The following is an 11,701-nucleotide window of genomic DNA, read 5'->3' on the forward strand; positions in this document are numbered from 1 at the left end:
ATTTCGGAAGGTGGCATATCATGGCAGAAGTAGAGGCCCCAAGACGCGCACGGGGCGGTGGAGGCGCTGCCCGCCGGGCCGAGCGGACAGCCGTCAGCATTGAGACCGCCAAGTATATTGAGCGCAACATCCCCGTCTACGACATGCTGAACGAGGAGGCGCTGGAGATCATTGAGGCAAACGCCGAAACGGTTCTGGCCGAGATCGGCGTCAATGTCGTCGACAACCCCAAGGCACTGGAGCGTTGGCGCGAGGCGGGCGCCGAGATCGACGGCGAGCGCGTGCGAATCCCTCGCGGCCTGGCCCGCAAGCTGTGTTCGACCGCGCCCAGCCGCTATACCCAGCACGCGCGCAATCCTGAGCGGAACGTCGAAATCGGCGGCAAGACCCTCGTTTGCGCGCCGGTCTACGGCCCTCCCTTCGTGCGCGATATGGAGGGCGGGCGGCGCTATGCCACGATGGATGATTTCCGCAAATTCGTGAAGCTGGGCTATATGTCGAAATGGCTGCACATGTCGGGCGGCACGGTTTGCGAGCCTACAGACATTCCGGTGAATAAGCGCCACCTTGATATGCTGCACGCGCACATGACCCTGTCGGACAAACCCTTCATGGGCTCGGTCACCGATCCCAGCCGCGCGCAGGACAGTGTGGATATGTGCGGCATCCTGTTCGGCGAGCAGTTCGTGCAGGACAATACGGTGATGACATCGCTGATCAACGTCAACTCGCCGCTGACCTTCGATGATGTGATGATGGGCGCGCTTGAGGTCTATGCCGCCAACAATCAGGCGTGCATCATTTCGCCCTTTATCGTCGGCGGTGCGATGGCGCCGGTGTCGGTTATCGGAACGCTGACGCAGGTGCTGGCCGAGGTCATGGCGGGCGTCGCCTATAGTCAGCTGGTGCGCCCCGGCGCGCCGGTGATCTTTGGCGCGTTCGTCACGTCCATCGACATGAACTCGGGCGCGCCCACCTTCGGCACGCCCGAGGCGAGCCATATTCTATACGGCGCGGGACAACTTGCGCGACGGATGAACCTGCCATACCGCTCTGGCGGAGCGCTGTGCGGGTCGAAATTGCCGGATGCACAGGCGGCTTACGAGTCGGCGCATACGCTGAACGCGGTGCTTTTGGGTGGCGTCAACTTCATGCTGCACAGCTGCGGTTGGCTAGAGGGCGGCCTTGTCGCCGGGTTCGAGAAGTTCGTGATGGATGCGGACCAACTGGGCATCCTGCACAACATGGCGCGCGGCGTCAGCCATGATGAGAACGGGCAGGCGATGGATGCCATCCGCGAGGTCGGGCCAGGCGGGCACTATCTGGGCTGTGCGCACACGCAGGCCAATTTCAAGGATGCGTTCTGGCGCACCGAGTTGCTGGATTACAAACCGTTCGAGACATGGGATGAGGAGGGCGCGCGCGATACGATGACGCTGGCCAACCTGCGCATGCACCGGATGCTGGACACCTATCAGCGTCCCTCACTGGATCAGGGTATCACCGACGCCTTGGACGAATACATCGCGAAAAAGAAGGCGTCGATGCCCGACGCCTTTATGTAAGCTCTGCCGGCCATGCGGTTTGCAACCGTTTCGATCCATGTTTCGGTCATGAGTGGGATGCAATGCGCTACGTCGTAGTGACGTAGCGCGCGTATCTCGAAAATCTGTATTTCAGGCTTTTCGCGATACGCCCATTCAGGCCGCTTGTGCGCTGCGCAGGATCCGGGCCTCACCCATCATGGCGATCAGGATCTCGACATGGCGCGTGGCCGAATAGCGCGTGCGATCACTCTGGCGTTGATCGTTGAGCACCTCCTCCATCTCTACCAGACGGGCCAGCGCGGATGCGCTGCGTGGCAACGCGCCATAGCCGAAATGACGGCGCAGATGCGCGTCGCGCCGGTATTCGGCTGCGCCAATACGCGCAGCGCGGATCAAAAGGCGCGGACGGCGCAGGTTGTCGAGGGCTTTTAGGATATCGTACATCACAGGTCTCCGATCTGAATTACGACCTTTTCATCGCACAACTGTGGCGGGTGTTGCGCAAAGCTGTGTCCCAGCGTTCGCTCCTGTTTCCAATTATTTACACTTCAGAAACCATTATTGCCGACACGTTTACAATTAACGGGCCGGTAACTTTTTCTCGCATAGGTAGTATTCAAGGACGTGGATAAGTCTGTGGATAATCAGCGGCGGATGGGGCGATGACCTCAAAAACAAGCGCCGCGAAAATGCAATATGAAGGGTAGAAATGTTGGATAGGGGAACAGACAGCGTCGGCGCGCATAGCGTGCCGTCTTGGGTGCCGCATGGGGCGAAGCTATACCTCGCCCATACCGAGCAGGGATCGTCGATCCGTGCGCTGGCGCGGCAAAACGGCTGTCATGCCTCGACGGTGATGCGCCGTATCCGCCATTTCGAGACCCGCCGCGACGACCCCATGGTGGACGAGGCGCTACGCCGTCTCGGCTGTCGCGTCGCCCCGAGAAAAGAGGCCGGTTCCCTGAATCAGGAGACTGCCATGACGACCCAGACCCAAGAACAGCCCGGCAACGTGGCCGAGGTGACCGAAGCCCAATTGACGCACGAGGCGGGTCGCATCCTGCGTCGCCTGGCCGAGGCCGGGGCGGTGCTGGCCGTCGCGGCGCAGATGGAAAAGGCCGTCGTGGTACGCGGTGATGGCGGCGGCGATCCCACGCGCACAGCTGTCGTCGATCGCGCGGTGGCCGAGGCGATGGCGCTGAAAGGCTGGATCGCCTGCGACGCGCCGGGCCGTCTGGCAAAGTACCACATCACCAAGGCGGGCCGCGCCGCGTTAGGCGGTCTGCTGGCCAAGGCCGAAAACCGCGCCTCGGGCTTTGCCGATGCGCAGGCACCGTTCAGCATGGAAGGGGCCGATAGCGGCGAGGCCGCGCCGCGTCGCATCCGCTATGGCACCAGTGAAAGCCCGCTGATTGCGCTTGCACGACGCCGCGACCGCGATGGTAGCCGGTTCATCCCCGAGGATCTGGTGCGCGCAGGCGAGCGTCTGCGCGAAGATTTCGAACTGAGCCAGATGGGCCCGCGGGTGACTCAGGATTGGAGCCGCTTTCTGACCGCGCCCGGTGGTGGTGGCAACGCAGGCGGACATTCCCGCGGGTTTGAGGCCGCGCGCCGCCGGGTCGAGGGTGCGCTGCATGACCTTGGTCCCGGTCTGGGCGATATTGCGCTACGTTGCTGTTGCCATCTGGAAGGGCTGGAGAAGGCCGAAAAGCGGATGGGCTGGTCCGCGCGCTCGGGCAAGATCGTGCTGCGCATCGCGTTGCAACGGCTCAAACGGCATTACGAGGGCCTTGGCGAGGCGGGCGGCATGATCTGGTAGCGCATCAACCCCCGACAATGGCGCCGACCGTATAGGCGACCACGGCGCAGACGGTGCCAACCAGCACCGTCTCGCCGACTGTGCGGGCCATCAGTTCGCCCGTGGCGTTCCAGCGCAGAAGGCCAAGCGCGACCAGCGCCGCCACCGTTGCGCCAACCGACAGCCAGAAGGTCTGCGGTTCGGGATCGAGCAGGAAATACGGGACGAGCGGGATCGCGCCAAACGTCAGGAAAGACATGAATGTCATCAATCCGGACAGGACTGGATTTTCTTCGTCCGGGTCAAGCATGCCAAACTCATAAGTCATCATCAAATCGCTGGTGATCTGCGGATGACGGATCAAGAGATCGGCAAGCCTGTCCGCGTCACCATCAGGAACGCCGCGCTGGCGCATGATCTGGAACAGCTCGGCGCGCTCCTGATCGGGGTCTTCCTCGACTTCGATCATCTCGCTAGCGCGGCGGTTGCGATACAGATCATGCTCCGAACGCATCGACAGGAATTCGCCCAGCCCCATGCTGACCGCGTCTGCAAAGAGGTTGGCAAGGCCGAAGACCAGCACCGCCACCCCGCCGATCTGCGCCACCCCGTCGGCCTGAGCGCCGGCAAAGCCCGCAACGACGGCGAAGGTGGTGACGATGCCGTCATTGCCACCGTAGACGATCTGTTTCAAAAATTCCTGTGTGCGGCCGAGGGCATGCGCCTCGCGCCGGTGTGTTTCCCAGTCCATGACTGCCTCTTGTCAGTTGCGTCCAGTCTAGGAGGCGGTGCGGCGCAGGTCCAGAGATGGTGAAGTCCAACACGTGTCTGAGCCGCACGAAAAAAGAGCGGGCCGTCAAGCCCGCTCTCTGCCTTTTGCAAGCCAGCAGGATCACTTCAGATCAAAGCGGTCGGCCTCCATCACCTTGGTCCATGCTGCGACGAAATCGCTCACGAAACGTGGGCCGGAATCGTCCTGCGCATAGACTTCGGCAATGCTACGCAGTTGCGAGTTTGAGCCGAACACCAGATCGGCGCGCGTGCCGGTCCAGCGGACCTCGCCGGTCTTGCGATCCTTGGCCTCGAACTGGTCCTGATCCTCGCCGGTGGACACCCATTCGATGTCCATACCCAGCAGATTGACGAAGAAATCATTCGTCAATTGCCCGGGACGGTCCGTCATCACGCCATGCTTGGCTCCGCCGTGATTGGCATCCAGCGCGCGCATGCCACCGACCAGCACCGCCATCTCGGGCGCAGTCAGGCCCAAAAGCTGCGCGCGGTCGATCATTAGATGCTCGGCCTGCACGCTGAATTTCTGCTTTTGGTAGTTGCGGAAACCGTCCGCGACAGGCTCAAGCACGTCAAAGCTTTCGGCGTCCGTCTGCTCGGCGCTTGCGTCGGTGCGGCCCTGATGGAACGGCACGTCGACATTGTGACCGGCATCTGCCGCCGCCTTTTCGATGGCCGCGACACCGCCCAGCACAATCAGGTCGGCGATCGATACCTTTTTCGCGCCGGATTTACCGTCAAAATCGGCCTTGATCGCCTCCAGCTTGTCCAGAGCCCTTGCTAAACGCGCGGGATCGTTGCCGTCCCAATCCTTCTGGGGGGCCAAACGGATGCGCGCGCCGTTGGCGCCACCGCGATGATCCGAGCCGCGATAGGTCGAGGCCGAGGCCCAGGCGACAAACACCAGATCGCTGACGGAAAGGCCACTATCGAGTATCTGAGCCTTGAGCGCCGCGATATCGGAGGCATCGACCAGATCATAGTCGGCGGCGGGAATGGGATCCTGCCAGATCAGGTCTTCGGCAGGCACGTCCTTGCCCAGATAGCGTGCCTTGGGGCCCATATCGCGGTGAGTCAGCTTGAACCACGCGCGTGCAAATGCATCGGCGAACGCTTCGGGATCCTTGTGAAAGCGGCGCGAGATCTGCTCGTACTTCTCGTCGAACCGCATGGCCAGATCGGCGGTGGTCATCATTGGCGGATGCATTTTTTCGGGATCATGCGCGTCGACGACCATATGTTCGGGCTTGGGGTCTTTGGGCGTCCATTGCTGCGCACCTGCCGGGCTTTTGGTCAGCACCCATTCGTTGTCAAAAAGGACGTCGAAATAACCCATGTCCCATGTCGTGGGGTTGGGTTTCCACGCGCCCTCGATCCCGCTGGTGGTGGTGTAGACGCCGTGGCCGGTTTCATGACCCAGCTTCCAGCCAAGGCCCATCTGCTCCAGTCCGCCGCCCTCGGGCTCGGGGCCCATATAGATCGGATCGGTAGCGCCATGCGCCTTGCCGAAGGTGTGACCGCCCGCAACCAGCGCGACGGTTTCCGCGTCATCGACGCCCATTCTGGTGAATGTCTCGCGAATATCGTGGCCCGAGCCGATGGGATCGGGGTTGCCGTCCGGCCCTTCGGGGTTGACGTAGATCAGGCCCATCTGGACGGCGGCCAGCGGGTTGTCCAACTCGCGCTCGCCAGAATAGCGGCTGTTGTCTTTGTCGGAGGTGGCGAGCCATTCGTTCTCGGCACCCCAATGCACATCCTCTTCGGGTGCGTAGATATCGGCACGCCCACCACCAAAGCCAAAGATCGGTCCACCCATCGATTCGATGGCGACGTTGCCGGCGAGGATCAACAGATCGGCCCAACTAAGGTTGTCGCCGTATTTTTTCTTGATCGGCCACAGCAGGCGGCGCGCTTTGTCGAGGTTGCCGTTATCGGGCCAGCTGTTCAGCGGCGCAAAACGCTGGTTGCCGGTGTTCGAGCCGCCGCGCCCGTCCGCGGTGCGGAACGTGCCGGCGCTGTGCCATGCCATGCGGATGAAAAGGGGGCCGTAATGGCCGTAATCGGCGGGCCACCAGTCCTGACTGTCGGTCATCAGGGCGTGCAGATCCCGCTTTACCGCGTCCAAATCCAGCTCTTTGAATGCCTCGGCGTAGTTGAAATCGGGCTGCATCGGGTTCGGGCTGCGGCCATGCTGGTGCAGCACGTTCACTTGCAACTGATCAGGCCACCAGTCGCGATTGGTGCGATTCTTTTTGCTCGTAACGGGGCATTTCAGATTGCCGTCCATGGGCGGTCTCCTTGGATTTCGCACGCCTTGACGCGCGTGTGGATGAATTGCGTGGATTCGATGCCTCTTACGGCATCTAGAATCGTTCCAAGTTGAACATGGATCGGCATCGCCATAAAAGCAAATTGCAGTTTCTTTGGATTGCGATAAGGAAAAGCTATGAACGTCACCTTGCGTCAACTGACCTATTTCCGCGCGCTGGCCGAGCACCGCCATTTCGGTCGCGCGGCTGCGGCCGTATCGATATCGCAGCCCGCGCTATCGGTGCAGATCCGCGAGTTGGAGGGCGCGCTGGGTCAGCCGCTGGTCGAACGTCGTGCGCGCGACGTGGTGCTGACACCCTTCGGCCGCCTTATGCTGAGCCACGCCGAGGTCGTGGGTGAGGGGGTGCGTAGCCTTGAGGACGCCGCGCGTTGGCACGACGGGCTATCCGGGCGTCTGCGCCTCGGACTGATCCCGACGCTGGCGCCCTATCTGCTGCCCGGCGCGCTGGAGGCGCTGCGCAGCGGCGACATTTCGATGGACGTGCAGGTGCAGGAGGCCAAGACTGATCGGCTGATCACAGACCTTGCCGCCGGGCGGCTGGATGCCGCCGTGATGGCGCTGCCGGTCGACGCGAGCGGATTGATAGCGCAGCCGCTATTCGAGGATCGATTCCTGCTGGCGGGAAGTGCGGCGCGGCTTGCGGCCATAGGCAAGGAGATCGAGACATTGCGCCCCGAGGGCCTTGGCGCACAGCAGCTCTTGCTGCTGGAGGACGGGCATTGCCTGACCGATCAGGCGCTGGAGCTGTGCGGGCGGGGCAGGGGCCATGCGCAGATCGACATGGGCGCGTCGTCGCTGGCGACGTTAACGCGGCTGGTCGCGGCGGGCTTTGGCCTGACACTGATGCCGGAACTCGCCGCCGAGGTTGAGGTTCGCGGCGCGCCGGGGGTCAGGCTGGTGCGGTTCGCCGCGCCCGAGCCTGCACGGACGATCTGCCTTGTGCGACGTTCCTCCACGACAGGCGAGGGGTGGTTTGCGCAATTGGCAGTCGTTCTGACGGACGTGGGGACGCAGATTACGCGGGCAGCGCGCGCGGGCTGATGTCGCAAAAGCCGCCATTTCACCCGGCGTAGGGCACGCTTGCGGTGGGGGGCACTGGTTAAACGTCGCACACTACAATCGGCAGTGCGGCTATACTGGCAACTCCCCCCATCCATGCATATACTGGATCAAAGTTACCAAACCATTCGCGGGGACCGATGTCGTGCGTGATCTAAAAATTCCGGCGCAGCGCCACCCCGAAAAGGCAAAGCGCCCCGATAATGCCCAGCCAAAGAAACCCAGCTGGATTCGCGTAAAGGCGCCTGGCGGTGAGGGCTATGCCCAGACCGCCCGCATCATGCGCGAGCATAAATTGACAACAGTCTGTGAAGAGGCGGGCTGTCCGAACGTCGGCGAATGCTGGTCTCAGGGCCACGCCACCATGATGATCATGGGCGAGGTCTGCACCCGTGCCTGCACCTTCTGCAACATCGCCACCGGCAAGCCGCCCGAGGATCTGGACGCGTTCGAACCGGGCCGCGTCGCCGATGCAGTGCAAAAGCTGGGCCTGAACCACGTCGTCATCACATCCGTCGACCGCGATGACGTCAAGGACGGCGGGGCCGAGCATTTCGCTCAGACCATTCGTGCCATCCGCCACCGCAGCCCCGGCACCACGATCGAAATCCTGACGCCCGATTTCCTGCATTGCGATCCCGCTGTGCTGGAGGTCGTCGTTGACGCCAAGCCGGATGTGTTCAACCACAACCTCGAAACCGTGCCGGGTCTTTATCAATCCGTCCGTCCCGGCGCGCGCTACTTCCATTCGCTTCGCCTGCTGCAACGGGTCAAGGAAATGGACCCGACCATTTTTACCAAATCCGGCATCATGGTCGGCCTCGGAGAAGAGCGCGCGGCAGTGCATCAGGTCATGGACGATATGCGCGCTGCCGATATCGATTTTCTGACGGTCGGCCAGTATCTGCAACCAACGCCCAAGCATCACGTGCTGGACCGGTTCGTCACACCCGAGGAATTCGCAGCCTATGAAAAGGCGGCATTCGGCAAGGGGTTTCTGATGGTGTCGGCCACGCCGCTCACCCGATCATCCTACCATGCGGGCGACGATTTCGCACGGCTGCGCGATGCGCGGCTGGCCAAGTTGGCGTAACTCAGAGCCGCGTCAGCGCGCGATCTATCGCCGCCACAGTGATGTCAACATGCTCTTGGCCAAAGACCAGCGGAGGGCGCAGCTTCAGCGTCTGACCCATTGCGCCGGAGATGCCTGTTAACACGCCTTCCTCGGCGATCATGCTGCCGAGGCGCGCCATGTCGTCGCGGCTGAATGGAGCGCGCGTCTTGCGATCCGACACCATGTCGAGACCATAAAACAACCCCGCGCCTTGAACCGCACCGATCATTGGATGCCGCTCTTGCAGGGCGGCCAAAGCCGTGCGGAAGTAGGCGCCGACGCGGCCCGCATTCCCCAGCAATCCCTCGTCCTCGATGACGTCGATCACCGCATTCGCGACCGCAGCCGAGACCGGATTGCCGCCGAACGTGTTGAAATAGACTGACGTATCGGCCAGCGCCTGCGCCACGTCGCGGCGTGCGAAAGTGGCGGCGACAGGGTGACCTGCGCCCATAGGTTTGCCGCAGGTGACAATATCGGGCGTGACGGTGTAGTCCTGAAATCCCCACCAATGCGCGCCCAAGCGGCAATAGCCCGCCTGCACCTCATCGCAGATGATCAGCCCACCGCGCCTGCGCATCTCGTCGCAAAGTGCGCTGACATAGCCGGGGGGCGCGATAAGCGGGCCATTGGCGTCCCAACTGGCATCTAGCAAAAGGCAGGCAAGCCGATGACCTCGCGACTCCAATGCGTCCAACGCCTGAACCGCCTGAGCCAGATATTTTTCTGCGGCCTTTGAATCGCCCGCACGGTAAGGCCCGCGAAACAGGTTCGGCGGTTCCAGCACGCAGAGCCAGTCTGGCCGCTCACTAGCGGGATATTCCGACGGCGACGCCGCCAGCGTTAGCGCGCTGTTGCCGTGATAGGCGTGATCGAACACGGCGACGCCTTCGGCACCGGTAAAACGCCGCGCCATTTGTAGCGCCAGATCGTTCGCCTCGGACCCGGTGCAGGTGAAGGCGGCAGTATCGACGGCGGTGGGCAGCTTGGCCAGCATCCGCTCGGCCAGTGTGACGATGCCATCGTGCAAATAGCGGGTGTGGGTGTTCAGCGTTTCGGCCTGTGCCGTCAGCGCGGCTGTGACACGCGGGTGGCAATGTCCCACCGAAGGCACATTGTTATAGCAATCGAGATAGCGCTTTCCGCTGGCATCCCACATCCAGACGCCCGCGCCTCGCACAATATGCAGAGGTGCGGCGAAGCTGTGATAGTATGAGGGCGCCAGAACCGCATTGCGGCGGCACATCAGATCATCGGCGCCCGTCATCGCGCCACTCCACAGGCCGCGCGGATTGCCGATGTCACCGTGGCACCGTCCATCTCGGCCAATGGTCCTAGCCGGTCCATGAGTCCTGCGCGCATGGTATAAAGCGCTTCGTTTCGTATGCGGGGCGCAGATAGTTTTGCGTCGAGTAGCAGCACTGAAAGCGCTTGCCTTGCAACCATCGCCTCGTGGATAAGGTCCAACTCGGCCCCCGTCAGCGGGCAGGCGGAGTGATAGCCCGCCACCGCCGCAGCGGCCATCGCAGCGGGGTCGCTGACGTTTTCGGCAAAGCCGAGCGCAAGGATCGCTACATCGCAGACCAGCGGCGCGACGGACATATCGCCAAAGTCGATCAGCCCTGACACGTCCTCGGCATCCGGTGCGCTGCGCAGCAGGTTCTCCAGATGCGCATCGCCGTGGATCACTTGCATCCGCTGGCGCATGAGGCGGGGCAGAAGGCGCTGATAGCGGGCGCGTAAATCGGCCTCACGCGCACGGATATCGGCCTGCCCCAAGGCCCAGAGTGCCGGATCATCCAGCAGGCCATTTTCGATGTTCCACGGCATGAAGGCGGGCGGCGGGGTCGCATCCAACCGTGCCAGCGCGCTGGACGTCGCCCCCAGCAACCTGCCAGCAGCGCTCGCAAGCGTCGGGGTTGGTGCATCGCCATCTGCGACCGGTTGCCCTGCCACATAATCCAGCACGCGCAGTTCGATGATATCGGAGGTGGTGGCACAGTGCCGCAGGATCGGCTCGCCGCCCTTGGTGAAATGCACGGCGGGGATACCACGCCCTACCAGATCGCCTGCTAGATGTCGCAAGGCACGCGTCTGGAATGCGATCGCGCCGGGCGCATCCGATGCGCGGGCGATCTTGACCACGTAGCGGCACCCGTCCGGACCATCAAGGCGCAGGTTCTGCTCACGCTCGCCCGTAAGGGGGCGCAATTCGCCTGCGAGGCCATAGTGATACGCCAGTAGGGCCGCTACCACGTCAAGCCTCAGCAAGGGCGGGTCGAACTGCGCGGTTAGCTCTGAGTGCAGATCCGGGCTTGCGCCCTGTGGCGCGAACTGGCCGGGAAAAAGCCCGTTCAGAAAGCGAAAGATCACACGTTGGGCCTGGCCCGCATCATATCCTTCGGGATGCAGCATAAAGTCGGTCCAGATCCCGTCGAGCAGCGCGATGGTGCCGCGCATGGCGTCTTGGGCCAGCGCCTGGGATGAGTGGTCGGCGCGCGCTGCCAAAGCACGGAACGCCTCGATCAAAACGTCCTCTAACCGCCCGCCGCGTGTGTCGCTATGGACGGCGATGGCCGGGCTGGTGCGCGCGGCACCGCGCAGTTCGTACCAGATGCCGACGGTGCGGGCATTCATCACCGCATCCGACAGGTCGCAGGCGACGACGGCGCGGATCGTGCCTGTGGGGCCGGGCGACGCGGCGCTTAGATGCGCCTCTAGCTGGGCATAATAGACATCGCTGGCGTGGCGCGCAGCCTCGGCGATCAACGCATCCTTGTCGTGAAAATGCAGGTGGACCATGCCCCGCGACAGCCCCGCGCGGGTCACGATCTCGCTGATGGACGCCGCTGCAAAGCCACGCTCGGCAATGGCATCCAGCGCCGCCGCGATCAGGCGCTGGCGGTTGCCGGTCTTGCCGGGTCGGTCTGACGTTTCGACTGTCACCGGCGCGGCCCCGATCCTGCTGATTTACGCGCCACAGTTGACATGAGAGGCCCCGACAAGTCAATTATGGACGATTGTCCATTTACGGCGACAATGGCCAAACCAAGGGAGTC

Annotated in this window: 9 protein-coding genes; 4 read left to right on the forward strand and 5 right to left on the reverse strand. The window is 62.8% G+C overall.

What is annotated here, in order from left to right; genetic code table 11:
* Nucleotides 1–20 precede the first annotated feature (20 nt).
* Nucleotides 21–1,565 carry a trimethylamine methyltransferase family protein gene (locus U3654_RS06885; RefSeq protein ID WP_324754600.1) on the forward strand — a complete coding sequence of 515 codons (1,545 nt, stop codon included), beginning with the start codon at nucleotides 21–23 and terminating at the stop codon, nucleotides 1,563–1,565.
* 135 nt (nucleotides 1,566–1,700) lie between these two features.
* Here U3654_RS06885 and U3654_RS06890 read toward each other — a convergent pair whose 3' ends face one another.
* Nucleotides 1,701–1,991, reverse strand: a complete 291-nt coding sequence (locus U3654_RS06890) for a DUF6477 family protein (RefSeq protein WP_324754601.1) — start codon at nucleotides 1,989–1,991, stop codon at nucleotides 1,701–1,703.
* A gap of 265 nt (nucleotides 1,992–2,256) precedes the next feature.
* Between U3654_RS06890 and U3654_RS06895 the strand changes: the two genes are divergently transcribed.
* Complete coding sequence (locus U3654_RS06895) at nucleotides 2,257–3,366, forward strand: DUF6456 domain-containing protein (RefSeq protein WP_324754602.1); 1,110 nt, start codon at nucleotides 2,257–2,259, stop codon at nucleotides 3,364–3,366.
* Between the two features lie 4 nt (nucleotides 3,367–3,370).
* Here U3654_RS06895 and U3654_RS06900 read toward each other — a convergent pair whose 3' ends face one another.
* Together U3654_RS06900 and katG are read right to left on the reverse strand one after the other, a co-directional pair.
* Nucleotides 3,371–4,096, reverse strand: coding sequence for a VIT1/CCC1 transporter family protein (locus tag U3654_RS06900; RefSeq protein WP_324754603.1), 726 nt, complete (start codon nucleotides 4,094–4,096; stop codon nucleotides 3,371–3,373).
* A 141-nt stretch (nucleotides 4,097–4,237) separates the two neighbouring features.
* Complete coding sequence (gene katG / locus U3654_RS06905; protein ID WP_324754604.1) at nucleotides 4,238–6,424, reverse strand: catalase/peroxidase HPI; 2,187 nt, start codon at nucleotides 6,422–6,424, stop codon at nucleotides 4,238–4,240.
* Nucleotides 6,425–6,583: 159 nt separating this feature from the next.
* On the opposite strand from katG, the gene U3654_RS06910 reads away from it, so the two are divergent.
* A complete protein-coding gene (locus U3654_RS06910) occupies nucleotides 6,584–7,510 on the forward strand; it encodes a hydrogen peroxide-inducible genes activator (protein WP_324754605.1) in 927 nt (308 codons plus the stop codon).
* Between the two features lie 163 nt (nucleotides 7,511–7,673).
* Nucleotides 7,674–8,621, forward strand: coding sequence for a lipoyl synthase (gene lipA, locus U3654_RS06915; RefSeq protein ID WP_324754606.1), 948 nt, complete (start codon nucleotides 7,674–7,676; stop codon nucleotides 8,619–8,621).
* Between the two features lies 1 nt (nucleotide 8,622).
* Here lipA and U3654_RS06920 read toward each other — a convergent pair whose 3' ends face one another.
* Nucleotides 8,623–9,909, reverse strand: a complete 1,287-nt coding sequence (locus U3654_RS06920) for an aspartate aminotransferase family protein (protein WP_324754607.1) — start codon at nucleotides 9,907–9,909, stop codon at nucleotides 8,623–8,625.
* Nucleotides 9,906–11,588, reverse strand: coding sequence for a phosphotransferase (locus tag U3654_RS06925; protein ID WP_324754608.1), 1,683 nt, complete (start codon nucleotides 11,586–11,588; stop codon nucleotides 9,906–9,908). The genes U3654_RS06920 and U3654_RS06925 overlap by 4 nt, the downstream gene beginning before the upstream one ends.
* Between the last annotated feature and the right edge of the window lie 113 nt (nucleotides 11,589–11,701).

Origin of the sequence: Roseovarius sp. Pro17, from assembly GCF_035599575.1 — a bacterium.
Classification (GTDB): domain Bacteria; phylum Pseudomonadota; class Alphaproteobacteria; order Rhodobacterales; family Rhodobacteraceae; genus Roseovarius.

Excerpts from the sequence above, each read along its gene's own strand:
- U3654_RS06885 (WP_324754600.1), top strand. The coding sequence starts at position 21 with ATGGCAGAAGTAGAGGCCCCAAGACGCGCACGGGGCGGTGGAGGCGCT.
- U3654_RS06890 (WP_324754601.1), bottom strand. The coding sequence starts at position 1,991 with ATGTACGATATCCTAAAAGCCCTCGACAACCTGCGCCGTCCGCGCCTT.
- U3654_RS06895 (WP_324754602.1), top strand. The coding sequence starts at position 2,257 with ATGTTGGATAGGGGAACAGACAGCGTCGGCGCGCATAGCGTGCCGTCT.
- U3654_RS06900 (WP_324754603.1), bottom strand. The coding sequence starts at position 4,096 with ATGGACTGGGAAACACACCGGCGCGAGGCGCATGCCCTCGGCCGCACA.
- katG (WP_324754604.1), bottom strand. The coding sequence starts at position 6,424 with ATGGACGGCAATCTGAAATGCCCCGTTACGAGCAAAAAGAATCGCACC.
- U3654_RS06910 (WP_324754605.1), top strand. The coding sequence starts at position 6,584 with ATGAACGTCACCTTGCGTCAACTGACCTATTTCCGCGCGCTGGCCGAG.
- U3654_RS06920 (WP_324754607.1), bottom strand. The coding sequence starts at position 9,909 with ATGACGGGCGCCGATGATCTGATGTGCCGCCGCAATGCGGTTCTGGCG.